Genomic DNA, 24,181 nt, shown 5'->3' with positions numbered 1-24,181 from the left:
GCAGCACTCGGGGGTAGCAGGCAATGGCATTGACCAAGGCGGAGATGGCGGAAAAGCTGTTCGACGAAGTCGGTCTGAACAAGCGGGAAGCCAAGGAATTCGTCGACGCGTTTTTCGATGTGCTGCGTGAAGCATTGGAACAGGGACGTCAGGTGAAGCTGTCGGGCTTCGGTAATTTCGATCTGCGGCGCAAGAACCAGCGCCCGGGTCGCAACCCCAAGACCGGCGAGGAAATTCCGATTTCCGCCCGCACGGTGGTCACCTTCCGTCCGGGCCAGAAGCTCAAGGAGAGGGTGGAAGCTTATGCTGGATCCGGGCAGTAACCGCGAACTACCGCCGATCCCGGCCAAGCGCTACTTCACCATCGGTGAAGTCAGCGAGCTGTGCGACGTCAAGCCGCACGTCCTGCGCTACTGGGAAACCGAGTTTCCCAGCCTTGAGCCGGCCAAGCGCCGAGGCAACCGCCGCTACTACCAGCGCCACGACGTGCTGATGGTGCGGCAGATCCGCAGCCTGCTGTACGAACAGGGCTACACCATCGGTGGTGCACGCCTGCGTCTGGACGGTCCCGATGCCCGCGAGGAATCGGCGCTGAGCAACCAGATCATCAAGCAGGTGCGCATGGAGCTGGAAGAAGTGCTGCAGTTGTTGCGCCGCTGATCCCATTTCCATCGTAATCCGCTATACTTCACGGCCCGCCGCACTGGCGGGCACATCGCAGCATCAGTCGGGGCGTAGCGCAGCCTGGTAGCGCATCTGCCTGGGGGGCAGAGGGTCGTCGGTTCGAATCCGGCCGTCCCGACCACTGTGATGAATCAAGAGGCCTGCGCAGCAATGCGTGGGCTTTTTTGTGCGCGCGGTGTATGCTGCGCGCCACTCGTACTACCGCGGCTGCTGAACCCGGTACTCACGAGAACACATCATGGAATCTGCAAGAAACCGTGCCTGGCGTCGCAGCCAGGCGCGCAACCGTGGTGGCGACCGCGCCACGACCGCCTACAGCTACAAGCCCGAGAAGAACTGGAAGCTGCTGTACACGCGCGATGCCAAGCTTGCGCGCGCACGCCAGCTGGGCTTCACCTATCCAGTGCTCAGCGCCCGCCAACTGCAGGAACAGGAATGATCAACCTGCTGTTCGTCTGCAGCCGCAACCAGCTGCGCAGCCCAACCGCCGAAGCCATGTGGCGACGGCGGCCCGGCTTCACTGCGCGGTCGGCCGGCACCAGCCCGCATGCACGACACCCCATCGACCCGGCGGACATCCGCTGGGCCGATGTCATCTTCGTGATGGAGGCCAAGCATCAGCATCGACTGCAGGCCGCATACGCGCGCCTGCTGGAACACAAGCACCTGCATTGCCTCGATGTTCCCGACGACTATCGCTGCATGGATCCCGTGCTGATGGATCTGCTGGACACCAAGGTGACCGCGTATCTCGATCAGCTGCCGGCAAAGCGGTAGATCAGCTCCGGGTCGCCGTCATCCAGTCCATGCACGATGCCGCTGTCGATGAAGCCCGATGCAACGAGCAGGCGCTGCATGGCGATGTTGGAGGCATTGGTCGAGGTGAACAGCTTGCGCTGTCCACGCTGTGCGATCGCGTGCCGCAGCAGTGCGGCGCCGACGCCCTGGCTGCGCCGCTCGCGCGTGACCATCAGCATTTCGATGAAGGCTTCGCCGAAGAAGTGCTCATGGAGGGTCATGTAGCCGACGATCCCGCGCTCCTGCTCGGCAACATGCACGTTGCCCCGCGCCAACCACTCGCCAATCTGCTCCGCCCGTCGAGGGTCGCTTGCCGCCACGCTGTCGAGTGCGATCAGCGCGGAGGCATCGGCGGGCGTCGCGTCGCGGAGGCGCAGCGCAGTCGCAGCGGGCATGGTCGGGCTCCTGACAGGAGGGCCCAGTCTATCGGCTCTGCCGCAGGCGCAGCCGCACCCGCCGCAGCCAGCGCGTGCTCGGCAGTCAATACACGCGGAACTCGGCCCGGCAGCCGTCGCTGACCCACACGCCGCGTCGGTCCCAGCCCCAGTTCTGGTCCTCGATGCAGGCCGTCACCGACTTCTGCTTGACCAGGCGCACCTCGTGGCGCACACGGATACGGCATTCCTTGTCCTTCTTTTCGTAGGACTCGCAGACCAGGCGCTCGCCATCATCGTCACGGTCCCTGCCGCGGCCCGGCCAGCGTCCGCGCCCATAGCCGTCGGCGACGAACTCGGCGCGGCAGCCGTCGGTCACCCACAACGTGCGGCGGCTCTGGCCCCAGTTCTGGTTCTCCACGCACCGGGTCACCGACAGCTGCCTGGCCAGGCGCATCGGGCCTTCGATCGGGCATTGCGCGGTCTTGTTGAACTGCGATTCGCAGCGCAGCGCCGGAATGTGATCGGTGTCGTAGTCCTGTGCGGCCACGGTGGTGGCGGCCAGCAGCAGGGCAAGGGAGGTGCCGGTGATCGTCAGCAGCAGGCGATGGGACATGTGCAGGCTCGGTGGGGATGGGGCGGCAAGAATGGCCCAGTCCGGGGCTGCCGGAACGCTTCGTTCCGAAGATGGCTCAGTGGCGGTTTAGTAGTACGCGCGGGCCCATGCAGAGGCTTACATCCCGTATCATCGCTGCACATCCGATCGCATCGGTTTACACCCTCTTACATGTCTCCCACGCCGGTCGGCACAGCCTGTGGCTGTTGTCACTGGCATGCGGCCGGCGCGTGGAGGAGGATGCGCGGACCACGACGACCACAGGGGGTTGCGTTGATCAGCAGTACCGTCATTCATCGCTCGGCCGACGCAGGTGGCGCCGAGGTGCGGGTCCTGGACACCACGTTCAAGGGCAAGCATGTGTTCATTGCCTGGGGCCTGCGCGGGCCGGAACTGACCCGCAGCGCGGACCCGGCTGCCACCGTGGCCGCACGCAAGGCGCTGCACGCGGTTGCCGGCCACAGCGAGGGGCCGCGCAGCCCGGAAGTGTTCATCGCCAACCAGTCGGCGGTGGCGATCACGGTCTATCGCCTGCTTACCGAGGCGCGCTCCGGCGATGCCATCTTCTTCCTGTGCGATTCACAGGCGGTGGTCGAGTGGCTCATCACCGCGCTGGAAGTGCAGGGCGCGGACTGATTCCGCGCTCCGGCGCGCATCGATTCACGCCAGCGCCGCGTCCACCGCAGCCCGTGCGTGCAGTGCAGTGGTATCGAACAGCGGCACTGCGCTGTCTTCCGGTCGTACCAGCAGCATGATCTCGGTACAGCCCAGGATGATGGCTTCGGCACCGCGCGCCACCAGTCTCGCGATCACGCCGGCGTAGACCTGTCGTGAGTGCTCGCTGACCACACCGGCGATCAGTTCCTGGTAGATGATGTCGTGCACGCTGCGACGATCATCGGCTTCGGGAACCAGCACCTCCAATCCGAAGCGATCCTGCAGCCGGCCGCGGTAGAAGTCCTGTTCCATGGTGAAGGCGGTACCGAGCAGGCCCACCTTGCGTGCGCCTGCCTGCACGATGGCCTGGGCGGTGGGGTCGGCGATATGCAGCAGCGGCAGTGGACAGACCGCCTCGATGCGGTCGGCCAGCTTGTGCATGGTGTTGGTGCAGATCAACAGCAGATCGGCGCCACCGGCCTGCAGGCGCCGTGCAGCGTCGGCCATATGGTCGCCCAGCGTATTCCAGTCGCCGTCATGCTGCAGCTGCTTGATGCCGGCGAAATCCACCGACCACAGCAGCAGCTGCGCCGAATGTGCGCCACCGAGGCGCTGCCGCACGTCCTCGTTGATGAGCCGGTAATACTGCGCCGAGCTTTCCCAGCTCATGCCGCCGATCAGGCCAAGGGTCTTCATGCACAGCTCCATGCCGGGGAGCCGTCATTGCAGCACAGCCGATGCGGGAGTTGCACTGCACATTAGTGGTTGCTAATGTGTTGGTCATGATCGAGAACGCCCTCTTCAAAGCGCTGGCCGACCCCACCCGCCGCCACATCTTCGAAAAGCTGGCCGAGGGCGGGCAGCATGCCAGCGCGCTGCGCGAGGGCATGGCGATCAGCCAGTCTGCGATGTCCCAGCACCTGGCGGTGCTGCGCGATGCCGGGCTGGTGAGCGAACAGCGCCAAGGCCGTTTCGTCCACTACGAGGTCGATCCGCGCGGGCTGGCGCACATCGGCAACTGGCTGCAGCGCTACCGGGCCTACTGGCCCGCGCGGATGGATGCCTTGCAGGATCTGCTGAAGGAGATGGACTGATGGACGATGTTCTGAACGAAGCGGCTCCCGCGTTGGTGATGGAGCAGTGGCTGCCAGCGCCACCGGAACGGGTCTGGCGCGCACTGTTCGATCCGGCGCTGCGTGAGCGCTGGTTGCCTGCGGCCGATCTTGCCGATCCGCAGCCTTGCCTGTGCGAGGAGGGGCGGGAGCTGGGGTTCCGCCTGCGCGATGCGCAGCCCCCGCATCTGCACAGCCTGGTGTGTTTCCGGCTGCGCGCGGATGACGGTGGGGGGACGGTGCTGACCATCGTGCATCGGCTCACTGACCTGCGCGCGCTGCTGCCGTTGGCCGCCAACGACGATCATCGCACCATGATGCGCGCGGCCTGAGCCGGCGCCTGGATCGAACGCTACAGGGAGCAGGCACATGCGGGACAGAATGCAGCTGATACCGATGGTGGTGGAACGCAGCGAGCGCGGTGAGCGCTCCCATGACATCTACTCGCGGCTCCTGCGCGAGCGCATCATCTTTCTCAACGGCGAAGTCGATGACACTGTGTCGGCGCTGGTCTGCGCGCAGCTGCTGTTCCTGGAATCGGAAAACCCGGAGAAGCCGATCCATCTGTACATCAACTCGCCGGGTGGGGTGATCTCCAGCGGCCTGGCGATGTACGACACCATGCAATACATCTCGGCCCCGGTGCATACGCTGTGCATGGGCACCGCGCGGTCGATGGGTTCGTTCCTGCTGATGGCCGGCGAGCCCGGTCACCGTGCGGCGTTGGCCAATGCCAGCCTGCATGTGCATCAGCCGCTGGGCGGGGTGCAGGGCCAAGCGTCGGACATCTTCATCCACGCCGAGGAAATGCAGCGCACCAAGCAGCGCATCACCCGGCTGTATGCGCAGCATTGCGGACGCAGTGTCGAGGAGGTCGAGCAGACCCTGGACCGCGATCGTTTCATGAGTGCCGAGCAGGCATGCGAATGGGGCTTGATCGACCAGGTACTGGTACGGCGCGACGCGCTCGCGGCCTGAGCCTGCCTCTGTAACCACCGCATCCATGCTGCGCTGTGTGTGCCGCGCCAGGCCGGCGCACTCTATGCTGGTGGGATCTTCTGAAGTGGATGTCCGATATGGCGCTGCATACCTGGTGGTGGTTCCTCGCCACGGTGTTCGTTCTGTGTGGTACGCCGGGGCCGAACATGCTGCATATCCTCGGTCGCAGCGTCGGGCTCGGCTTTCGCGGTAGCGTGCCGGCGATGGCTGGCTGCCTGCTGGCGATGCTGCTGGTGCTGGCGGCCTCCGCAGCAGGCCTGAGTGCGCTGCTGCATTCCTCGCCGATGCTGTTTGAGGTGCTGCGCTATCTGGGCGTGGCCTATCTGGCCTGGCTGGGCCTGAAGGCATGGCGTGACAGTTGCCGGCCGGCACCACCGGTGACGGTCGATGCCGCGCTGCCGGTTGCGGCATCGCTGGGCGCGTGGAAGGTGTTCCGTGGTGGCCTTCTGGTGGGCCTGAGCAATCCCAAGCTGCTGCTGTTCGCTGCGGCGTTCCTGCCGCAGTTCGTCGACCCGTCGCGTGGCCAGGCGCTGCAGTACAGCGTGCTGGTTGCCACCTTCGCCGGCTGCGAACTGTTCTGGTACGTGATGTATGCCGCCGGTGGCCATGGCCTGCGCCGATGGTTGGCCAAACCCTTCGCGCGGCGCTGGTTCGAGCGGCTGGTGGGCAGCGTTTTCCTGGCCTTTGCAGTGGCCCTGCTGCGTTTCCGCCCGCGCTGATTCACGCCGCGCACGCGGCCTGTTCACGACTGCCGCATCGGCTACGGCCTAGCCTGATCATCCAGTACGCAGTCCCCACGGGGAAAGGTTTGACATGATCAAGTGGGCCATCATCTTCGCCATCATCGGCGTCATTGCGGGCGTGCTCGGCTTCGGCGGCATTGCCGGCGCCGCGGTCGGCATCGCCAAGTTCCTGTTCTGGGCCGGCATCATCATCGCCGTGGTGCTGTTCCTGCTCGGCATGACCGTAGCGAAGAAGGTCAGCTAGCGTTGATCGCGCAGCAGCGTACTCAGTGTGCGCTGCTGCGCGAGAACAGATTGATCACCAGTACGCCAGCACAGATCAGGCCGATGCCGATCAACGCCGGTGCATCCAGGCGCTGCTTGAACACCACCAGCCCGATCAGCGAGATCAGCACGATGCCGACGCCGGACCAGATCGCGTAGGCGATGCCGGTCGGGATCGACTTCATGGTCATCGACAGCAGGTAGAAGCACAGTCCATAGCCGACCAGCGCGCCCAGTGTCGGCGCCAGCCGGCTCATGCCGTCGGATGCCTTCAGCAGCGACGTGGCAATTACTTCCAGCACGATGGCAGCGGCAAGGTAGAGATAGGGATTCATTGAGCGCTCCTGCTCACTGCGGGTCGCATAGTTTCAGGGCCTGTTCGGCCATCGCCAATGCGTTGGCGCGTTCTTCCTCGTCCAGCGGACGCCCATAGGCCGTGGCCCAGTAGCCATCGGCAGCGCAGCGCGCCGCATACAGTCGGGGATCGTTGGCTTCGCCGGCGAACTCGGCCAGCATCGCACGCTTCCAGGTGCGCCAATGCGCGAGCAGGGCTGGTTCCATCAGGTTGCCCAGGGTCAGGCCGATGTCGTTGTCCTGTTCCTGCTGCAGCAGATGCTCGAAATTGGCCTGCACATAGGCGCGGCTGAAACGGCCATGCCCTTCGGGGTTTTCCTGCAGCAGGGCACGCACCCGCGCTTCGAATTCGCCGATGAGCGCTCCGATGGCTTCATCCACCAGTGCCTGCTTGCTGCTGAAATGATGGAACAGCGCACCCTTGCTGACACCGGCGGCCTGTGCGACGTCCTGCACGGTCAGCGCGGCCAGGCCATTACGGCCGATCACTTCAATGGTGGCCTGCAGCAGTGACTGGCGCACGCTGTCGGGCGCCTTGCGGCGCGAACGGGAGGGGGATGCGGACATGGCGGGAAGAAACCGACTGGACGGTACGATTGTAACGCAGGCCCGTGGTGTCACCGCGCTGCCGGCCAGGGCCGGCAGCGGAACCGTCATGCGTCGATGCGGGCGAAACGCGGCTGCGGTCCGTGTTCGCCCGGTACCTGTTCGACGAACATGGCATACGGGCGCACCCACAGGCCGCCTTCGCCATAGAGCGCGCGATACAGCACCAGTGGCTCCAGCGTCTCGCTGCTGCGGACGATATCGAGCACGTCGTACTCGCCGCCCTTGAAGTGGCGGTAGCGACCCGGGGCCAGGGTGGGTAGCGGGCTCAGCTCAGCCATGGGGTGCGCGCCTCACTTGCGTGCCGGGCTGGCCGGCTTCGCGCAGTAGGCATCGATGGCCTCGGCGGTATTGGCCAGGCCCTGTGCCTGTGCCAGTTCCCACGGGCGTTCGCAACGCTGGCTGCGCTCGCACCACTGGTAGCCGGCCGAACCAATGCATCCGTGGGCATCGCGATCGCCGCCCACCTTCGGTATCGCAGACGAGGTGGTCGCCGCATCGGCACGTGCGGCGGCGTCGTGCTGGTTGGCGCACGCGGTCAGCACCAGCAGGGCTGGAATCAGAAGAAGCGCTTTCATCGGGCGGGCTCCGTGCCTAAAGCGACAGTGTCTGTCGCAAATAGCCCTCCAGCAAGCGCTCAGTGCATGGCGGCGCGGATCAGCTCTTCAATCAGCACCAGATAGCTGGCGACGAAATAGAACTTCAGCAGCGTCCAGCGCTGCTGCGAGAAGAAGGTGCGCATGTGGAAGGGGCCCCTGTTGGTGACGGTAGTGTGAAGCTCCGTCAACTCCGTGACAAGGGTCACGGAACGCCTTCACTAAACAGCCTCAGGGATGTGAGGGTTGGGAAGCGCCCGACCGAATCCTGAGGCATTTTCGTACAAATCTGATGGGCCATCTCCGACGCGATCGATAGCCTGAGGGTGTACTGGCACGTGGCTCTGCCGCCTGTCACCGCCTCTTTCCTTCCGCAGGAGCTTCTCATGGTCTTTACTGTCCAATGCACTGCCCGGCACTGGTCCGTGTTGCATCCGAAGGCGGGTGACGCCACCCGTTACGCCCGCGGTGCCGATGCCTTCGACGCGGCCGCTGCGCTGGCCCTCGAGCACCATCGTCGCACCGGCCAGCGCAGCACGGTCCGGGTCGAGGCGCTCGGCAGCACCGTGGATGCGCTCCATATCGGGGAGTGACGCCACCGGCCGTGGCGCAGTCAGCCACGGTTGAGTTGTTTGAATGGGGAAAAAACCGCCGTGGTGCGCCCCCCTGTGCGCCGCGCCACGAATCCCGGATGCTTGCGCCATCGTATTCATCCGGAGATTCCGATGGGCAAGGCACTCACCTGGCGAACCCTGGCCTGCACGCTGCTGCCGATGCTGGCGGCCGCAGGCGGCGCGCAGGCGCAGAGCTATGGCTACGGTTATGACGACGATCGCTATGGCGGTCGTGATGGCGGCGGCATCGTCCGCTGCGAATCGATCAAGAACCGCAGCAATGAATGCCGCCTGGAAGGCCGTGCCCGGATGATCCGCCAGTTGTCCGGTTCGCCGTGCGTGGAAGGCGAGACCTGGGGGCAATCGCGCTACGGTGTGTGGGTCACCCAGGGCTGCCGTGCCGAGTTCGTTGGCGAGTACCGCCGTGGCGGTGGCTGGGGTGGTGGCCATGGCAACGGCTGGGGCAACGGTGGCAATGGCTGGGGCGGGGGTGAGGTGATCACCTGCCATTCCAACGGCCACCGCCAGGAGTACTGTGATGCCCGCATCCGTCGTGGTGTGCGCCTGGTGCGTCAGGATTCACGCAGCGCCTGCATCGAGGGCCAGACCTGGGGCTGGAACCGTCGTGGCATCTGGGTCAGCGACGGCTGCCGGGCGCAGTTCCAGGTGAATTGAGCTCGCCCATCGAAAATCAGAATAATCTGATACAGCTCACATTTTGAACGTCGTATCTTCTGTGATCAGGGCACCCCTGCGTGCCCCTGATCCGTCGCGATGAAGTCTGCCGTAACCGGCACGCCCGTCCCGCCACCGTCGATACGCTGCCTCAAGGAGTGAGCTGCATGTTGATCCGCCTGCAATGCGAGCAACGCCAATGGCGCGTGCTGCACCCGGACCGGCCGGAACCGATCGAGTTCCGCGATGGTGCCCGGGCCTACGATTTCGCTGAAACCCTTGCACGCCTCCACTTCGTCGACACCGGGCAGCGCGCTGCGGTGCGGGTGGAGGCCAGCGGTGCGTTCGTGGAAGCGGTCAGCTACGGCTGAGGGTTGGGGTTTCCGGCCAGATCATCGTTCCGGAGCCCGCCATCCACGCACGGCGTGGATCTACTTTGCATCTGTCTCCACGCATGGCGTGGATCGACCCCTGTTCCGCAGTAGATCCACGCCATGCGTGGATCTACTGGTGGTGACCGGCCTCAGCCCGCCGCGCTGAGCGGCGGGGTGCCTGCAGCCAGCTGCGGCCAGCGCTTGAGTACCGCCGCGCGGATGCCCGCCGCATCGATACCGGCTTCGGCCAGCAGGTCCTCACGGCTTGCGTGGTGCTGGTAACTGTCTGGCAGGCCCAGATGCAGGATCGGGCGCAGTACGCCTTCGGCGTTGAGCAGCTCGCCGACGCCGGAACCGGCGCCACCGGCCACCACGTTGTCTTCGATCGTCACCAGGCCCTCGTGCTGGGCGGCCACGGCCAGCACCAGCTCGCGGTCCAGCGGCTTGATGAAGCGCATGTTGACCACGCTCAGGCCCAGCTCGCGCCCGACCTGTTCGGCGGCCGCCACGGTGCTGCCAAAGGCCAGCAGTGCCACGCGGCTGCCCTGCAGGCGCAGCTCACCCTTGCCGATCGGCAGGGTCGACAGGTCGGTGCCGGCGGCGACGCCGGTGCCGGTGCCGCGCGGATAGCGCACGGCAGCCGGGCCCGGATGCTGCAGGCCAGTGCTGAGCATCTGCCGGCACTCGGCTTCGTTGGACGGTGCCATCACCACCATGTTCGGCACGCAGCGCAGGAAACTCAGGTCGAGGTTGCCGGCATGGGTGGCGCCGTCCGGGCCGACCACGCCGGCGCGGTCGATCGCGAACAGCACGTCCAGGTCCTGGATGGCCACGTCATGCACCAGCTGGTCGTACGCACGCTGCAGGAAGGTCGAGTAGATCGCCACCACCGGCTTGCCGCCCTGGGTGGCCATGCCGGCGGCGAGAGTGACCGCGTGCTGTTCGGCAATTGCCACGTCGAAATAGCGCTGCGGGTATTCCTTGCTGAAGCGCACCAGGCCGGAGCCTTCGCGCATCGCCGGGGTGATGCCGTACAGGCGTGGCTCGGCAGCGGCGGCATCGCACAGCCAGTCGCTGAACACATCGGTGTAGGTCGGCTTCTTGGCACCGGCCTTGGCCACCAGGCCCTTGTCCGGATCGAACGGGCCGACGGCGTGGTAACCGATCTGGTCGCCTTCGGCCGGCTCGTAGCCCTTGCCCTTGGTGGTCATCACGTGCAGCAGCTTCGGGCCCTTGGAGGCGCGCAGCGTCTTCAGCGTGGACAGCAGGGCGGGCATGTCGTGGCCGTCGATCGGGCCGGTGTAGTGGAAGCCCATTTCCTCGAACATCGTGGACGGCACGAACATGCCCTTCCAGTGTTCTTCCCAGCGCTTCACGAAGCGCGCCGGATTGTTCTTCTTGTCGCCGAGGATCTTCTTGCCGCCTTCGCGCAGCGCATTGAGCGTGCGGCTGCCGGTGGCACGGCCGAGCATCTTGGTCAGGCCGCCGACCGCCTCGGAGATCGACATGTTGTTGTCGTTGAGGATCACCAGCAGGTTCGGCTCGGGCTCCATGCCACCGGCGTGCATCAGCGCTTCGAACGCCATGCCGGCGGTCATTGCGCCATCACCGATCACTGCAACGACCTGGCGGTTGTCGCCTTCGGACTGGCGGGCGATGGCCATGCCGAGTGCGGCCGAGATCGAGGTCGAGGAGTGGCCGACGCCGAAGGTGTCGTACTCGCTCTCTTCGCGCTTCGGGAACGGCGCGACGCCGTCCTTCTGCTTGACGGTGTGGATCTCGTCGCGGCGACCGGTCAGGATCTTGTGCGGGTAGGTCTGGTGACCGACGTCCCAGACCAGCTGGTCCTGCGGGGTCTGGTACAGGTAGTGCAGGGCCACGGTGAGTTCGATCACGCCCAGGCCGGCGGCGAAGTGGCCGCCGCTCTTGCCCACCGACTCGATGAGGTAGGCGCGCAGTTCGTCGGCGACCGCCGTCAATTCGGATTCGTCGAACGTGCGCAGGTCATCCGGTGTCTGGATGCGCGCGAGGCGGGGATAGCGGGCAGAGTCGATCATCATGTTCGCACTTGTTCTGAACGCCCATTTTCGCCCTCAAACGGGGGTGGGGCAAGCAAACGCCGCCGCCCGTGACAGGACGGTGAGGGTTGCATTTTCAGCGATTCAGGTGCTCAGTTTTGACCGCTTGGGCAATTGCGCCTTCAGGAAGGCCATCTGGTCGGCCAGGATGTTGCGGTTGGACAGGATCAGATGCTCGATCCAGCTGGGCCGGTAAGGCACCGCCAGCAACGGCATTCCGGCCTGCTGGGGGGTGCGGTCGCTCTTGCGCGAGTTGCAGTGGAAGCAGGCGGTGACCACGTTTTCCCAGCAGTCCAGGCCACCCTTGGACAGCGGCATGACGTGGTCGCGGGTGAGCGTGGGGCGGTTGAACTGCTGGCCGCAGTACATGCACAGGTGCGCGTCGCGGGCGAACAGGGCCGGGTTGGTCAGGTTCGGCGTGGGGTCGATCGCGCGGGAGCGGGCGTGGCCGCGGGCGGCGATGATCGGGTGCAGGTCCATGCCGCTCTGCAGGCCGCTGAAGCGGTTGGTGCCGCCGTGGATGTGCAGGCAGGGATCGCCGAGTGTCCAGGCCACGGCTTCGCGGGCGTAGAGGCACGCCGCATCCTGCCAGGTGATCCAGTCCAGTACGCGTCCGTGGGCATCAAGCGAGAGCAGCCGGACCGAACCGGGGCGATGCAGCGTCGTGGCGTTGGGCGATGCTTCGGCGCCCGGAGCAGAAAACGGAGCTCCGGCTTCGATCAGACCCAAGCGTGTAGTGTCTGTCTCCATCGGGAGAACAGCTTATACCTGAATGTTGACGATTTGTGTATCGCCTGTCGGCGATACGCAAATCGTCAACATTCAGGTCCACACATTCCTCCTATCCCCCGCACCTGTCGGTGCGCCCCCTTTAGCAACCCAGCCCGCCGTTGGCGCGCTGGGTTGCCCGCGCATTCTTCCTAATCCCCGCGCCTGTCGGCGCGCCCCCTTTAACAAAAGGGGGCTTTTCTCCAGATGGATTTCGGTGGTTTCCATCCACGCATGGCGTGGATCTACGGTGTCGACCAAGGTCGACACCTACCAGCAGCAGAAATCTGTCGAGGGCGGGGTGGGTCCGGTTGCGGGGGCGTGAGCCGCATGGATGCGGCGACCGAGCTTACATGGACGTACTTGCAGCGTCCCCCGCAATTGGACCCACCTCGCCACCCCGCAGGAAGCCAGCTCTTGCCGTTGATGTTGCTGTTGCGGGTGCCGGCCAGCGGCCGGCACTACCGCGGGTGCCGGGCGCCGCCCGGCTCAGGCGCCGAAGCGCTCGTCGTCCATCGCCATCAGCGGGGCGGCGCCGGCCTGGATCGCGGCGGCGTGGGCGAGGGTGCGCGGCAGCACGCGGGCGAAGTAGAACCGTGCGGTCTCGCGCTTGCCCTGAGCGAAAGCGGCGCCGTGCGCGCTGGCATCGGCGGCGGCCACGCTGCGGGCCCACCAGTAAGCCAGCACCACGTAACCCGAATAGAACAGGTAGTCGTAGCTGGCCGCGCCGAGTTCGTCCGGATTGGAAGCCGAACGCTGCAGCACATCCATGGTCAGCTTGCCCCATTCGGCGGCCTTGGCGCGCAGCGGGCCGATGAACTCGGCCAGCGCTTCGTTGCCCTCGTTGGCCTTGGCGAAGGCTTCGATCTCGGCCAGCATCAGCTTCAGGCCGGCGCCCTGGCTGGACGCGGTCTTGCGGCCGATCAGGTCCAGCGCCTGGATGCCGGTGGTGCCTTCATACAGCGTGGTGATGCGTGCATCGCGGGCCAGCTGCTCCATGCCGTGTTCGCGGATGTAGCCGTGGCCACCGAAGCACTGCAGGGCGTTGTAGGTGTTCTCGATGCCCCATTCGGTCTGGCAGGCCTTGGAGATCGGGGTCAGGAAGCTCACCAGGGTGTCGGCGCGCTCGCGCTCGGCGGCATCGTCGGCGTGGTGGGCGACGTCGATCAGGGTGGCGGCGTGCAGGGCCAGCAGGCGGCTGCCCTCGACCAGCGACTTCATCGTCAGCAGCATGCGGCGCACATCCGGGTGGACCAGGATCGGGTCGGCCGGCTTGTCCGGGAACTTGGCGCCGCTCAGGGCGCGCGACTGCAGGCGCTCACGGCTGTACTTCAGTGCGTTCTGGTAAGCACGCTCGGACAGGCCGATGCCCTGCAGGCCGACGCCCAGGCGCGCGGTGTTCATCATGGTGAACATGGCCTGCAGGCCCTTGTGCGGCTGGCCGACCAGGTAGCCCTGCGCACCATCGAAGTTCATCACGCAGGTGACCGACCCCTTGATGCCCATCTTGTGCTCGATCGAGCCGCAGCGCAGTGCGTTGCGCTCGCCGACGTTGCCTTCGCGGTCGACCTTGAACTTCGGGGTGACGAACAGCGAGATGCCCTTGGCACCCGGAGGGGCGTCGGGCAGCTTGGCCAGCACCAGGTGCACGATGTTGCCGGTCAGGTCGTGCTCGCCGGCAGTGATGAAGATCTTGGTGCCGGTGATCGAGTAGCTGCCATCGGCATTCGGCTCGGCCTTGGTCTTGAGCAGGCCCAGGTCGGTGCCGCAGTGCGGCTCGGTCAGGCACATGGTGCCGTTCCAACGGCCCTCGATCAGCGGCTTCAGGAAGGCCTCGTGCTGCCAGGCCTCGCCGTGCTGCTTCAGCGCTTCGATGGCGCCGTGCGAGAGCAGCGGGAAGTTGCCCCAGGCCAGGTTGGCGGCGTTGATCATCTCGTTGAGCGGCACGCCCAGGGTGTGCGGCAGGCCCTGGCCGCCCAGCTCCGGCGAGGCGGTCAGGCCGGTCCAGCCGCCATCGACGAACTGGTCGTAGGCCTGCTTGAAGCCGGGCGGGGTGGTCACTTCACCGGTGGCCTGGTCGAGCACGCAGCCGATCTCGTCGCCGACGCTGTTGAGCGGGGCCAGCACGGTGGCGCTGAAGCGGCCGGCTTCTTCCAGCACGGCATCGACCACGTCGGCGGTGGCGTCGGTGAAGCCCAGGCGGGCGAACAGGGGTTCGACCTTGAGCACATCGTGCAGGGCGAAACGGAGGTCGGAAAGCGGGGCGGTGTAGCTGCTCATCGGTACGTCTCGATTTGATCAGGGACAGGGGGAGCGGCGCCGGGCGCCGCGGCGGAAAGCGGGAGTCAGCGCAGCACGCCCGGCAGGCCCGGGGCCTGGTTGAGGGTGCTGCGGCTGCTGATGTCGAAGCTGCGCTGCTTCTTTTCCTGCGGCGTGGCTGCCACCGTTCCCTTCAGGCCATAGGCCAGGGTGCGGTTGCTGGCCAGCGCATCGGCCACTACCAGGCGTGCGGCCGAGCTGGGCACCAGATTGACCTGGATGACGTCGGCCGAGGTGCCGCCGATGGAAATGCCCGGCTTGGCCTGCAGGGTGCCGGCGTCGCTGTCGCCGACGGTCAGCGCCAGCGCGACGTCATCGAAGGTCATGGGCATGGAGCTGTAGTTCTGCAGGCGCAGGGCTACGGTCCAGTTGCCGTCGGCGCGCACGGTCAGCTGCTGCAGGCTGGCCGCCGGTTCCGAAACACGCTTGACGATGCCGTTGTTGCAGGCAACAAGGGCGAGGGTGCACAGGACGATCAAGGCGATACGGAAGCGGTGGAGCATGGGCGCAGGTCCTCTGGAGGGGTGCGTTGGATAAGCATACTACGGCGTATGGTCGTTTGGATCGCCTGTGGCGACCCGTCGCAGAGGGTAGCGCGTGAAGATGGCGGCCGGGCGTGCGCGGCGCCGGATGGCACGCGCGTGGTGCGCCGGATGCGGCGCGGTTCAGTCGGCGGGCGTATCGCGAATCGGAGCCATCAGGCGCAGTGGGCCGAGGTCGTAGCCCATCGTCTCGGCTTTCTCTTTCAACTGTTCGAACCGGGCGCGATCCATTTCCGGCAGGCGCGAGAGGATCCACAGGTACTTACGGTCCGGTTCACCGACCAACGCCCACTGATAGTCCGGGTCCAGTGCCAGGACCCAGTAGTCCGCCCAGACCAGTGGCACCCAGCTCAGCCAGTCCGGCACGAAGCGCACCTGCAACTGGCCGGGATGGCCGGCAACCGGGCGTGCCACGCCTTCAGCAACCACGCGTTCTCCGTCGCCGTTGCGGCAGGCATTGGTGACACTGATGCGGCCATCGCGGCGCAGCCCGTAGTTGGCGGTGATTTCGCCAACGCACTGCTTCTGGAACGACACCGGAAGATGCGCGATCTCGTGCCACTGGCCTGCGTAGCGGTCGATGTCCAGCGTGTCGACTGCGCGCACCGGTTCGGCGGCGATCACCGGGGAGGCGGCCAGCAGCAGGCAGGCAAGCAGGGTGGGGCGCAGAGGCATCGGCAGGCTCCAGGCAGGAGTCTGGAGCGTAGGTGCCACCGCACATGCCGGTGTAAATGTTTCGTCAACCGGGTGGTGTGGCCGCCGCTTGCGCGGAGCGCGAACAAAAAAAAAGACCTGCATTTCTGCAGGTCTCTGAAGATGGTGGCCGAAGACGGAATCGAACCGCCGACACGGGGATTTTCAATCCCCTGCTCTACCAACTGAGCTACTCGGCCAAATTGTGTGGCAACCGTGATCAAACCCGGTTTCCGGAAAAAAAAGACCCGCATTTCTGCAGGCCTTCGAAAGTGGTGGCCGAAGACGGAATCGAACCGCCGACACGGGGATTTTCAATCCCCTGCTCTACCAACTGAGCTACTCGGCCACATGTTTCGTTGCAGCGAGGTCGCTGCCAAGGACGCGTATATTACGGAGGTCGGCTGCCTTCGGCAAGCGTTTTGCCAAGATTTCTTCACATTGCCGTCTGCGCGCTCGCAAGTGCTTGATCCTCCGTTCTGGGGCGGGGCGTGGCCAGTCGATCATCGTCTGCGGTGGAAATCAGCAGATCGCCGCGATCGCCAAAGCTGCAAGGGCAAGGGCTGCGCCGGACCTGCGCCGGTCCGGGCGATGGAACGCTGTTTTCGTGGCCGCCATCGGGGATGGCTGCGGCGTAGTGTCGGCACTCCTTTCCTGATGCTGGCAACAGCAGAGACCTGGCCATGTCCGATCCCTCGACCACCTCCCGCATCGTGCTTGCGTCGCGTCCGCAGGGGGCGCCAAGTGCAGCCAACTTCCGCCTGGAACAGGTTGCGTTGCCGTCATTGGCCGATGGCGAGGTGCTGCTGCGCAACCGCTACCTGTCGCTGGACCCGTACATGCGTGGACGCATGGACGAGGGCCCCTCGTATGCCGCGCCGGTGGCGGTGGGCGCGGTGATGGAAGGGCAGACCGTGGCCGAGGTGCTGCAGTCCAACGCCGAGGGCGTAGCCGCAGGTGAGCTGGTGCTGGCGCCGGGGGGCTGGCAGACCCACGCGGTGCTGCCGGCCAAGGCACTGGGGCGCCGCCTGGACCCGGCCGGACTGCCGCTGAGTACCGCGCTGGGCGTGTATGGCATGCCCGGCTTCACCGCCTATTCCAGCCTGCATGAAATCGCCCGTTTGAAGCCGGGCGAGACGCTGGTGGTGGCTGCCGCGACCGGGCCGGTGGGCGCGACCGTGGCCCAGCTGGCGAAGCTGCAGGGCGCGCGCGTGGTCGCCATCGCCGGCGGCGAAGCCAAGCGTGCCTATCTGCAGACGCTGGGCGTGGACGTGGCGCTGGATCATCGCGCCGCTGATTTCGCCGCGACGCTGCGCGCGGCAGTGCCCAGGGGTATCGACGTGTATTTCGAGAACGTGGGCGGACACGTGCTGGATGCAGTGCTGCCGCTGCTCAACGACTTCGCCCGCATTCCGGTGTGCGGCACCATCGCCACCTACAACGAGCGGGGCGTCGAGCAGCCCGGCCCGGACCGGTTGCCCGCACTGTTCAGCCAGATCCTGCGCCAGCGCCTGACCGTGCGTGGTTTCATCGTGCACGACTTCAACCATCTGTGGCCGGAGTTCGAACGCGAGATGCCGCAATGGCTGCGCGACGGCCGCATCCAGTACCGCGAGGATGTGGTGGAAGGGTTGGAGAATGCGCCGGAGGCGTTCTTCGGGCTGTTGCAGGGGCGCAACTTCGGCAAGCTGGTGGTGAAGCTGGATTGAGGCCTTGGCGGTGTGCCGACCAAGGTAGGCACCTACGGGAAGCTGGGTGTGCCGACCAAGGTCGGCACCTACGGGAAGCTGGGTGTGCCGACCAAGGTCGGCACCTACGGGAAGCTGGGTGTGCCGACCAAGGTCGGCACCCACGTCAGGCAGTCGAGGCCTTTTCCCGGCGCAGCAGTTCGCGCTTGCGCGCTACGCCCCAGGCATAGCCGGACAGGTCGCCATCGCGGCGCACCACGCGGTGGCAGGGCACGGCCACCGCCAACGGATTGCTTGCGCATGCGCGTGCGACGGCACGGCTTGAGCGCGGCGCGCCGATACGCGCGGCGATATCCGCATACGAGGCAGTCTGCCCGCGCGGAATCTGCTGCAGTGCCTGCCACACCCGTTGCTGGAACGCGGTGCCACGGATATCCAGCGGCAGCGTGGCGCCTCGCGAAGGATCCTCGACCAGGCCTACGACCTGTGCCACCAGTTGCTCGTAGCCCTGGTCGGCGCCGACCAGTTCGGCTTGGCGGAAGCGTTGCTGCAACGACTGCAGCAGTGTCTCCGGATCGTCGCCGAGCAGGATCGCGACCACGCCGGTCCCGCTGCTGGCCACCAGCACGCTGCCCAGTGAGCTTTCGGCAAGCGCGAAGTGGATGACTTCGCCGCGCCCCCCTGCGCGCCATTGCTTGGGCGTCATGCCCAGCAACTTCGGTGCGTTCTCGTAGAAGCGTCCACTGGAACCGAAGCCAGCATCGTGGAAGGCGTCGGTGATGCGTTCCTGTTGTTCCAGCCCGGTGCGCAGGCGGTCGGCGCGCAGCGCGGCGGCGTACTGCTTGGGGGTCAGCCCGGTGGACTGCTTGAACAGGCGATGCAGGCGCGTCGGGCTGCAGCCAGCGATATCGGCCAGTTCCTGCAGCGAGGGTTCGTCGAGGCTGGTCTGCAGGTGGCGGCAGACCCGTTCGATGCGGTCATCGAGGGCGGTGGTGGCGGTACTGTCCATGGCCGGATTCTGGCACGTGCCGGTGCTGCGGAAACTCCGTTTCCTGCACTCACCTGTGAGGCCCGGAAACGGAGTGTTGGCGGGCCGAACGCACGGCATCGTGGCGGCCACTTCACAACCGGTACCACGACCATGCGCCTGAACAACAAGATCGCTCTCATCACCGGTGCCAGCGCCGGTATCGGCCGCGCCAGCGCGCTGCGCTTCGCCGCCGAAGGAGCAAAGCTGGTGCTCAACGCACGGCGGCCGGAGCCGCTGCAGGCGCTGGCCGAGCAGATTCGCGCTGCCGGTGGCGAAGCCGTGGTGCATGCCGCCGACGTGGCCAACCCGGGCACGGCGCAGGCGCTGGTCGATCTGGCCCAGCAGTCATTCGGCGGCCTGGACATCGCGCTCAACAATGCCGGCATGCTCGGCCCGGGCGTGCCGGCGGCGGAGTTTCCGGTGGATGCCTGGCGCGAGGTGATGGCCACCAATCTCGACGCCGCCTTCCATGCGGCACGCGCGCAGCTGCCGGCACTGCTGGCGCGCGGCGGCGGCTCGCTGGTGTTCGTCGGTACCTTCGTCGGCCACACCGTGGGATTCCCGGGCATGGCGGCCTATGCGTCAAGCAAGGCCGGGCTGATCGGCCTGAGCCAGGTGATCGCTGCCGAATACGGTGCGCGCGGCGTGCGCAGCAACGTACTGCTGCCCGGTGGCACCGATACGGAGATGGGCCGGCAGGCCGCACCGACCGGCGATGCCCGCGACTTCGTGCGCTCGTTGCACGCACTCAAGCGCCTCGCCGAGCCGGAGGAGATCGCCAATGCGGCGCTGTTCCTGGCCAGCGATGAGAGCAGTTTCGTTACGGGTACCGCGATGCGCGTGGAGGGTGGGGTGTCGATCACCCGTACCTGAGCGCGGTCACGTGCGTGGTGAGTAGCGAATGCCGCTGCTGGCCATGAAGCCTTTCGGATCGAAACGGGCCCAGGCTTCGCCCCAGTTGAACCGGGCGCAGCCGCCGGCCAGTTTTCGCCCCAATGCCGTGGCCAAGGTGCGGCGCATGAACGCGACTTCGGCATCGATCGCTGCCTGGGTTGGCCAGCCGTCTTCCAGTGTTGCACCGGGTAGATCGACGCCCATCGTCACCATGTCGAGCTGTTGCCCGTGGAAGCACAGGCTGATGCCAGCGGGCGCACCGCCCAGGCTGAGCCGGTGCAGGCTGAGCCAGTGATAGCCGGTGCCGACATCACGCTCCCCACTTACCAAGGCGGTAAAGGCGATGCGCGCTTCATCCAGTGAGAGCGTGGGGCAGATCAAGGCCGGCAGATTGCCGAGCTGGATGCTGCCGTCGGTCGCATCGAGGCGCATCGGCACGGCGTGTGCTGCGTGCTGGACAGAAGAGGGCATGGCATACCGGTGGGCGTGGTGCGTCGGATTCTGGCTGCACGGGGGCCGCAGCGGCAAGCCAGTGCCTGCACATGACGTTGGCACAGGACTGACCTGTGGCTTACCCGGCAACCTCTAGCGTGATGGGCAACGTTGGCGTTCCGCCGGCGAGGGAGATTTCAATGAACGAGCGAGGCAAGGATCAGGACCCGAAGCAGGGCATCCACGAAAGCCGCCAGGACAGGAAGCAGGACGACGTGGCCAAGCAGCGGCCGGGGCAGCGCGATCAACAGGTGCGCGATACGCACTCGCGCAGCCCGCAGCGCAAGGACGGCGGCGAGGAGCCGGCCTGAGCCGGGGGGGCTGAAAAGAAAAAACCCGCAGATCACGGAGATCTACGGGTTCTTCTGAATAGTGGTGGAGCCAAGGAGGATCGAACTCCTGACCTCGTCATTGCGAACGACGCGCTCTCCCAGCTGAGCTATGGCCCCACGGCAGGCTTTCAGTGTAGCGCCGCCTGCCGGGCTTGCCAAGCGCCGGACCGGAACGGCGGCAGGCGTGGATCTGCCGCCGTCCCCCAGCCGGTTCAGGCCAGCGCCTGGCGCAGCAGATCGCCCGCGCGCTGTATCGCCATGCCGGTGGAAGCGGCCACGCCCTGCAGGTGGATGCAGGCGTGGATCATCCCCGGCAGCCGCTCCAGCATGCAGTCGACACCCGCAGCCTGCAGGCGGTGCGCGTACTGCTCGGCCTCGTCGCGCAGCGGATCGTGCTCGCAGCTGAGTACGGAGGCAGGCGCCAGCCCCTGCAGGTCGGTTGCGTGGGCGGGCGAGGCCAGTGCCGGCGGTGGATCCAGATCCATCCCACTCAGATAGGCCTGCCAGCAGCGCTGCATCAGTTCGGCGCTGAGGTAATAGCCCGTGGCGTAGTCGCGGTAGGAACCGCTGCCCATGCCGGCATCCAGCGCCGGGTACAGCAGCAGTTGGTGGCACGGTTGCGGCAGGCCCCGTTCGCGCAGCAGCAGGCAGCAGGCGGCGGCGAGGTTGCCGCCGGCGCTGTCGCCACCGATTGCCAGCCGCCGTGGGTCCAGGCCGAGGCGCTCGGCGTTGTCCTGCAACCACCGCCAGGCGTCGGCGACGTCATGCAGTGGAACCGGGAACGGGTGCTCCGGCGCCAGCCGGTAACCCACGGCGACAATCACGCAACCGCTGGCATTGGCCAGCGCGCGGCAGGGGCCGTCATAGACCGCCAGCGAGCATTGGAACCAACCGCCGCCGTGGGCGAACAGCAGAGCCGGTACCGGTCCATCGGGAAGCCCTTCCGGCGTGTAGAAACGCAGCTCCAGCGCATGCCCGTCGCGCGCGATTACCGTGTGTTCGATCACATGCGCAACCGGCTGTGGTGCTCCCTGCAACTGTGGCAACGCGCTCTCGCTGATCGCCCGCAGTTCGCGCAGGTCTTCCGGCAGCGCATGGGCGGCGACGGCGTCGACGAACTGCTGCAGCGCCGGTTCAAGCAGCATGGCGTGCCTCCTGCAGGAACGGCAGCAGCTGTGCAAGGAACGCCTGCGGCGCTTCTTCCATGATGAAGTGGCCGCAGCCCGGCACGATGCTGCCGCGCACATCATCGGCATGCGGTTGCAGGGTCAGCATCGGCGCATCGCCGGTGGCGTGTTCGGCGCCGATCGCCAGCACCGGCATCGGCAAACGGTGCTGCGCACGCAGCTTGTTCTGGCGGATCGTTTCCGGAATCGCGCGGTACCAGGCGAAGCCCGCCCTCAGGGCGCCGGGGCGGCTGTAGGCGGCAATGTAGGTATCGGCGGCCACCGCATCACGGCGGTACGACCAGCGGTCGAACATGAATTCCAGGTAGGCGCGCTCGCGACCGGTGATGAGCGCCTCGGGCAGGTCGGCCACCTGGTTGAACATGAAGTGCCAGAGGAAGATGTTGTCGGCCGGTGCAGCAAAGATGCCCGGTTCCGGGGCCAGGCCGGGAATCACCGCTTCGGTGACGGCCAGCTGGCGCACCGCCTGCGGCTGGTCGCTGGCCAGTGCATAGGCGATCCACATGCCGATGTCATGGCCGACTACCTGGTAACGGTCATGGCCCAGCGCCTGCATGGTCCGGTGCAGTACGGCGGCGGCGCTGCCGGTGTCGTAGCCGTGGGTCGGGCGATCGGATTCGCCGATGCCCGGCGGATCCACGGCAATCGCTTCGAAGCCGGCTTCGGCCAGGGCGTGCAGCACGTGGCGCCAGGCGTACCAGGTCTGCGGCCAGCCGGGAATCAGCAGCACCGGTTCACCGTGGCCAGCGGACACGCAATGCACGCGCTGGCCATCGACGCGCAGGTAGTGGTGGCGCAGCGAAGCGTCGCCGGCAGCGCCAGCGGAAAGGGAAGTGGTCATTGGGAAGTGCTCCGTTGGGGTTCAGGCGATGCCGAGCATCTGCTGCATCTGTGCGGTGCTGATCGGTGCACCGGCGAAGTCGTCGAAGATCTTGTCGGTGACCGGAATGATGTGGTCGCGGATGAACGCGGCACCTTCGCGCGCGCCGGCTTCCTGGTCCTTCAGGCAGCACTCCCATTCCAGCGTCGCCCAGCCCGCGTAGTCGTACTGGGCCAGCTTGGAGAAGATCGACTTGAAGTCGACCTGGCCGTCGCCCAGCGAGCGGAAGCGGCCGGCGCGCTCGGTCCAGTCGGCATACCCGCCATAGATGCCCTGGCGGCCGCTCGGGCGGAACTCCGCATCCTTGACGTGGAACATGCGGATCAGCGGGTGGTAGATGTCCAGGTACTCCAGGTAGTCCAGCTGCTGCAGCACGAAGTGGCTGGGATCGAACAGGATGCGGCAGCGCGGGTGCTGGTCGACGCGTTCGAAGAAGCGCTCGAAGCTGGTGCCGTCATGCAGGTCTTCGCTGGGATGGATCTCGTAGCAGAGGTTGACGCCGTTGTCCTCGCAGGCATCGAGGATCGGCCGCCAGCGTCGTGCCAGTTCGTCGAACGCCGCGTCGATCAGGCCCGGCGGGCGCTGCGGGAACGGGAACAGATACGGCCAGGCGAACGAGCCGGAGAAGGTGCCCATGTCCTGCAGGCCCAGCCGTCGCGAGGCACGGGCGGCCAGGTGCAGCTGCTGCTGCGCCCATTCGCTGCGGGCCTTCGGGTTGCCGCGCAGTGCTTCGGGGGCGAAGCCATCGCAGAGCTCGTCGTAGGCCGGATGCACGGCCACCAGCTGGCCGAGGATGTGGGTGGTCAGTTCGCTGACCTGCAGGCCGTGCTCGGCCAGGGTGCCGCGGAGGTCGTCGCAGTAGTCCTGGCTGTCGGCAGCCGTAGCCAGGTCGAACAGGCGTGCATCCCACGCGGGAATCTGCAGCGCCTTGAAGCCGTGGCCGGCGGCCCACGCGGCAATGCTGGCGAGGCTGTTGAACGGGGCCTGGTCGCCGGCGAACTGCGCCAGGTGCAGGCTGGGGCCCTTGAGGGTCTGCATGTGTTGCTCCAATTGTTTGTCGATCAACAAAGAATAGGCGCGACCCTCGCGGTGGTCAACACCCGCGTTACACTGCGCGCCTCACTGGAGCAGGCAGGCAGATGGCAGGGCGACCGCGCGAATTCGACAGGGACCAGGCGTTGCGCAAGGCGATGCTGCTGTTCTGGCAGCACGGTTATGAGGGCACGTCGATGTCGGCACTGGTCGAGGCACTGGGCATCGCCTCTGCACGCATCTATGCCGCGTTCGGCAGCAAGGAGCAGTTGTTCCGCGAAGCCGTTGCGCTGTACGAGGAAGGCGAGGGCGGCTTCGCGCCGCGCGCGCTGGAGCAGGCCACGCTGCGCGAGGCGATCGGGTCCATGCTGCGTGACGCCGTGTTGACCTACACCCGGCGCGGGCGGCCACACGGTTGCCTGGTGGTGTCCTCGGCCAGCAGCGTGTCGCCCGATGGCGAGGGCGTACGGGACTGGCTGGCCAGCCATCGTCGCCAGCGTACGGCGGCGATCATTGCGCGGCTGCAGCAGGCGCAGGCCGAAGGGCAGCTGGCCGGCGATGTGGCGGTGCAGGCACTGGGCGATCACTTCGCCACGGTGCTGCACGGCATTTCGGTGCAGGCCCGTGACGGCATCAGCCGCGAGCGGCTGCTGGCGATGGTCGATGTGGCGTTGACCCCGCTGCCCTGAGTCAAGCCTTCGGGGCGTGCGGAATGCCCGGTGACTGTGCCGAAACCGCTTGTTTCGCCGGGTTTGGGTGCTGCGCAACGAAATCGTAACA

34 protein-coding genes and 4 tRNA genes are annotated in these 24,181 nt (G+C 66.4%); 18 read left to right on the top strand and 20 right to left on the bottom strand.

Annotated features, from left to right (window positions below; translation table 11 throughout):
• Positions 1-23 precede the first annotated feature (23 nt).
• From ACZK13_RS14695 to ACZK13_RS14675, 5 genes are all read left to right on the top strand, one after another.
• Complete coding sequence (locus ACZK13_RS14695; RefSeq protein WP_005410432.1) at positions 24-323, top strand: integration host factor subunit alpha; 300 nt, start codon at positions 24-26, stop codon at positions 321-323.
• Complete coding sequence (locus tag ACZK13_RS14690; protein ID WP_005410431.1) at positions 304-660, top strand: MerR family transcriptional regulator; 357 nt, start codon at positions 304-306, stop codon at positions 658-660. The genes ACZK13_RS14695 and ACZK13_RS14690 overlap by 20 nt, the downstream gene beginning before the upstream one ends.
• Before the next feature lie 68 nt (positions 661-728).
• A tRNA-Pro gene (locus ACZK13_RS14685) sits at positions 729-805 on the top strand.
• 117 nt (positions 806-922) lie between these two features.
• Entirely contained in the window at positions 923-1,123 is a 201-nt protein-coding gene (locus ACZK13_RS14680) for a hypothetical protein (protein WP_014037933.1), read from the top strand.
• Complete coding sequence (locus ACZK13_RS14675; protein WP_197615939.1) at positions 1,120-1,461, top strand: low molecular weight protein tyrosine phosphatase family protein; 342 nt, start codon at positions 1,120-1,122, stop codon at positions 1,459-1,461. The genes ACZK13_RS14680 and ACZK13_RS14675 overlap by 4 nt, the downstream gene beginning before the upstream one ends.
• Here the strand turns inward: ACZK13_RS14675 and ACZK13_RS14670 are convergent.
• Both ACZK13_RS14670 and ACZK13_RS14665 read right to left on the bottom strand, forming a co-directional pair.
• Entirely contained in the window at positions 1,440-1,877 is a 438-nt protein-coding gene (locus ACZK13_RS14670) for a GNAT family N-acetyltransferase (RefSeq protein ID WP_125894328.1), read from the bottom strand. The two genes, ACZK13_RS14675 and ACZK13_RS14670, sit on opposite strands and share 22 nt — an antisense overlap.
• A gap of 85 nt (positions 1,878-1,962) precedes the next feature.
• Positions 1,963-2,472 carry a DUF3011 domain-containing protein gene (locus ACZK13_RS14665; RefSeq protein WP_125894326.1) on the bottom strand — a complete coding sequence of 170 codons (510 nt, stop codon included), beginning with the start codon at positions 2,470-2,472 and terminating at the stop codon, positions 1,963-1,965.
• A gap of 240 nt (positions 2,473-2,712) precedes the next feature.
• Between ACZK13_RS14665 and ACZK13_RS14660 the strand changes: the two genes are divergently transcribed.
• Positions 2,713-3,108 (top strand): hypothetical protein, encoded by a 396-nt coding sequence (locus tag ACZK13_RS14660; RefSeq protein WP_012511691.1) that lies wholly within the window; start codon positions 2,713-2,715, stop codon positions 3,106-3,108.
• Positions 3,109-3,132: 24 nt separating this feature from the next.
• On the opposite strand, the gene ACZK13_RS14655 is transcribed toward ACZK13_RS14660, so the two are convergent.
• Positions 3,133-3,825 (bottom strand): aspartate/glutamate racemase family protein, encoded by a 693-nt coding sequence (locus tag ACZK13_RS14655; protein ID WP_134951707.1) that lies wholly within the window; start codon positions 3,823-3,825, stop codon positions 3,133-3,135.
• 86 nt (positions 3,826-3,911) lie between these two features.
• On the opposite strand from ACZK13_RS14655, the gene ACZK13_RS14650 reads away from it, so the two are divergent.
• The 5 genes from ACZK13_RS14650 to ACZK13_RS14630 all read left to right on the top strand — a co-directional run bounded on the left by ACZK13_RS14650 (position 3,912) and on the right by ACZK13_RS14630 (position 6,227).
• Positions 3,912-4,223 (top strand): ArsR/SmtB family transcription factor, encoded by a 312-nt coding sequence (locus tag ACZK13_RS14650; RefSeq protein WP_042358872.1) that lies wholly within the window; start codon positions 3,912-3,914, stop codon positions 4,221-4,223.
• The gene (locus ACZK13_RS14645; protein WP_253144737.1) at positions 4,223-4,573 is read left to right on the top strand and encodes an SRPBCC family protein; all 351 of its coding nucleotides are present in this window, start codon (positions 4,223-4,225) and stop codon (positions 4,571-4,573) included. Before ACZK13_RS14650 ends, ACZK13_RS14645 begins: the two co-directional genes overlap by 1 nt.
• A 37-nt stretch (positions 4,574-4,610) precedes the next feature.
• Positions 4,611-5,219 (top strand): ATP-dependent Clp protease proteolytic subunit, encoded by a 609-nt coding sequence (locus ACZK13_RS14640; RefSeq protein WP_032128666.1) that lies wholly within the window; start codon positions 4,611-4,613, stop codon positions 5,217-5,219.
• A gap of 98 nt (positions 5,220-5,317) precedes the next feature.
• Positions 5,318-5,959, top strand: a complete 642-nt coding sequence (locus ACZK13_RS14635; RefSeq protein WP_032128667.1) for a LysE family translocator — start codon at positions 5,318-5,320, stop codon at positions 5,957-5,959.
• A 94-nt stretch (positions 5,960-6,053) separates the two neighbouring features.
• A complete protein-coding gene (locus ACZK13_RS14630) occupies positions 6,054-6,227 on the top strand; it encodes a DUF1328 domain-containing protein (protein ID WP_006380555.1) in 174 nt (57 codons plus the stop codon).
• A 22-nt stretch (positions 6,228-6,249) separates the two neighbouring features.
• On the opposite strand, the gene ACZK13_RS14625 is transcribed toward ACZK13_RS14630, so the two are convergent.
• From ACZK13_RS14625 to ACZK13_RS14610, 4 genes are all read right to left on the bottom strand, one after another.
• The gene (locus ACZK13_RS14625; protein ID WP_005410423.1) at positions 6,250-6,582 is read right to left on the bottom strand and encodes an SMR family transporter; all 333 of its coding nucleotides are present in this window, start codon (positions 6,580-6,582) and stop codon (positions 6,250-6,252) included.
• Between the two features lie 13 nt (positions 6,583-6,595).
• Complete coding sequence (locus ACZK13_RS14620) at positions 6,596-7,168, bottom strand: TetR/AcrR family transcriptional regulator (protein ID WP_049401207.1); 573 nt, start codon at positions 7,166-7,168, stop codon at positions 6,596-6,598.
• 86 nt (positions 7,169-7,254) lie between these two features.
• A complete protein-coding gene (locus ACZK13_RS14615; RefSeq protein ID WP_032128669.1) occupies positions 7,255-7,488 on the bottom strand; it encodes a DUF1653 domain-containing protein in 234 nt (77 codons plus the stop codon).
• A 12-nt stretch (positions 7,489-7,500) separates the two neighbouring features.
• On the bottom strand, positions 7,501-7,785 hold the full coding sequence (locus ACZK13_RS14610) for a hypothetical protein (RefSeq protein WP_253144734.1): 285 nt from the start codon (positions 7,783-7,785) through the stop codon (positions 7,501-7,503).
• 404 nt (positions 7,786-8,189) lie between these two features.
• Between ACZK13_RS14610 and ACZK13_RS14605 the strand changes: the two genes are divergently transcribed.
• The 3 genes from ACZK13_RS14605 (at position 8,190) to ACZK13_RS14595 (ending at position 9,463) form a co-directional block, all read left to right on the top strand.
• Positions 8,190-8,396 (top strand): hypothetical protein, encoded by a 207-nt coding sequence (locus tag ACZK13_RS14605; RefSeq protein ID WP_049423877.1) that lies wholly within the window; start codon positions 8,190-8,192, stop codon positions 8,394-8,396.
• A 132-nt stretch (positions 8,397-8,528) separates the two neighbouring features.
• Entirely contained in the window at positions 8,529-9,092 is a 564-nt protein-coding gene (locus ACZK13_RS14600; RefSeq protein WP_049401711.1) for a DUF3011 domain-containing protein, read from the top strand.
• A gap of 167 nt (positions 9,093-9,259) precedes the next feature.
• Positions 9,260-9,463: a hypothetical protein gene (locus ACZK13_RS14595; RefSeq protein WP_005417823.1), complete on the top strand. Its 204-nt coding sequence runs from the start codon at positions 9,260-9,262 to the stop codon at positions 9,461-9,463.
• Positions 9,464-9,615: 152 nt separating this feature from the next.
• On the opposite strand, the gene dxs is transcribed toward ACZK13_RS14595, so the two are convergent.
• The 7 genes from dxs to ACZK13_RS14560 form a co-directional block, all read right to left on the bottom strand.
• Positions 9,616-11,523, bottom strand: a complete 1,908-nt coding sequence (gene dxs, locus ACZK13_RS14590) for a 1-deoxy-D-xylulose-5-phosphate synthase (protein ID WP_253144729.1) — start codon at positions 11,521-11,523, stop codon at positions 9,616-9,618.
• 105 nt (positions 11,524-11,628) lie between these two features.
• Entirely contained in the window at positions 11,629-12,294 is a 666-nt protein-coding gene (locus tag ACZK13_RS14585) for an HNH endonuclease (RefSeq protein WP_019336875.1), read from the bottom strand.
• Positions 12,295-12,801: 507 nt separating this feature from the next.
• Positions 12,802-14,592 (bottom strand): acyl-CoA dehydrogenase C-terminal domain-containing protein, encoded by a 1,791-nt coding sequence (locus tag ACZK13_RS14580; protein ID WP_478481859.1) that lies wholly within the window; start codon positions 14,590-14,592, stop codon positions 12,802-12,804.
• A 65-nt stretch (positions 14,593-14,657) separates the two neighbouring features.
• Positions 14,658-15,134, bottom strand: a complete 477-nt coding sequence (locus ACZK13_RS14575) for an LEA/WHy family protein (protein WP_032130304.1) — start codon at positions 15,132-15,134, stop codon at positions 14,658-14,660.
• Positions 15,135-15,296: 162 nt separating this feature from the next.
• A complete protein-coding gene (locus ACZK13_RS14570) occupies positions 15,297-15,848 on the bottom strand; it encodes a lipocalin family protein (RefSeq protein ID WP_032130303.1) in 552 nt (183 codons plus the stop codon).
• A 142-nt stretch (positions 15,849-15,990) separates the two neighbouring features.
• Positions 15,991-16,066, bottom strand: a tRNA-Phe gene (locus ACZK13_RS14565).
• Positions 16,067-16,139: 73 nt separating this feature from the next.
• A tRNA-Phe gene (locus ACZK13_RS14560) sits at positions 16,140-16,215 on the bottom strand.
• Positions 16,216-16,549: 334 nt separating this feature from the next.
• Between ACZK13_RS14560 and ACZK13_RS14555 the strand changes: the two genes are divergently transcribed.
• Positions 16,550-17,575: an NADP-dependent oxidoreductase gene (locus ACZK13_RS14555; RefSeq protein WP_197615933.1), complete on the top strand. Its 1,026-nt coding sequence runs from the start codon at positions 16,550-16,552 to the stop codon at positions 17,573-17,575.
• Between the two features lie 145 nt (positions 17,576-17,720).
• On the opposite strand, the gene ACZK13_RS14550 is transcribed toward ACZK13_RS14555, so the two are convergent.
• On the bottom strand, positions 17,721-18,563 hold the full coding sequence (locus tag ACZK13_RS14550) for a bifunctional transcriptional activator/DNA repair enzyme AdaA (RefSeq protein WP_032130301.1): 843 nt from the start codon (positions 18,561-18,563) through the stop codon (positions 17,721-17,723).
• Positions 18,564-18,695: 132 nt separating this feature from the next.
• Here ACZK13_RS14550 and ACZK13_RS14545 point away from each other — a divergent pair, with 132 nt between their 5' ends.
• A complete protein-coding gene (locus ACZK13_RS14545; protein WP_032130300.1) occupies positions 18,696-19,457 on the top strand; it encodes an SDR family oxidoreductase in 762 nt (253 codons plus the stop codon).
• Between the two features lie 6 nt (positions 19,458-19,463).
• On the opposite strand, the gene ACZK13_RS14540 is transcribed toward ACZK13_RS14545, so the two are convergent.
• The gene (locus ACZK13_RS14540; protein ID WP_197585214.1) at positions 19,464-19,949 is read right to left on the bottom strand and encodes a hypothetical protein; all 486 of its coding nucleotides are present in this window, start codon (positions 19,947-19,949) and stop codon (positions 19,464-19,466) included.
• A 161-nt stretch (positions 19,950-20,110) separates the two neighbouring features.
• On the opposite strand from ACZK13_RS14540, the gene ACZK13_RS14535 reads away from it, so the two are divergent.
• Positions 20,111-20,281 carry a hypothetical protein gene (locus ACZK13_RS14535; RefSeq protein WP_478481858.1) on the top strand — a complete coding sequence of 57 codons (171 nt, stop codon included), beginning with the start codon at positions 20,111-20,113 and terminating at the stop codon, positions 20,279-20,281.
• Between the two features lie 62 nt (positions 20,282-20,343).
• Here ACZK13_RS14535 and ACZK13_RS14530 read toward each other — a convergent pair.
• The 4 genes from ACZK13_RS14530 to ACZK13_RS14515 form a co-directional block, all read right to left on the bottom strand.
• Positions 20,344-20,419, bottom strand: a tRNA-Ala gene (locus ACZK13_RS14530).
• Between the two features lie 95 nt (positions 20,420-20,514).
• The gene (locus ACZK13_RS14525; RefSeq protein ID WP_478444875.1) at positions 20,515-21,447 is read right to left on the bottom strand and encodes an alpha/beta hydrolase; all 933 of its coding nucleotides are present in this window, start codon (positions 21,445-21,447) and stop codon (positions 20,515-20,517) included.
• Entirely contained in the window at positions 21,437-22,330 is an 894-nt protein-coding gene (locus tag ACZK13_RS14520) for an alpha/beta fold hydrolase (protein ID WP_478444874.1), read from the bottom strand. Before ACZK13_RS14520 ends, ACZK13_RS14525 begins: the two co-directional genes overlap by 11 nt.
• A gap of 21 nt (positions 22,331-22,351) precedes the next feature.
• Entirely contained in the window at positions 22,352-23,407 is a 1,056-nt protein-coding gene (locus tag ACZK13_RS14515) for a sugar phosphate isomerase/epimerase family protein (RefSeq protein WP_125894296.1), read from the bottom strand.
• A 101-nt stretch (positions 23,408-23,508) separates the two neighbouring features.
• Between ACZK13_RS14515 and ACZK13_RS14510 the strand changes: the two genes are divergently transcribed.
• Positions 23,509-24,090, top strand: coding sequence for a TetR/AcrR family transcriptional regulator (locus ACZK13_RS14510; RefSeq protein WP_049461862.1), 582 nt, complete (start codon positions 23,509-23,511; stop codon positions 24,088-24,090).
• Positions 24,091-24,181: the final 91 nt, after the last annotated feature.

It is taken from the genome of Stenotrophomonas sp. 99219_Sma (assembly GCF_056480785.1).
This window is presented reverse-complemented; position numbering and strand designations above follow the sequence as displayed.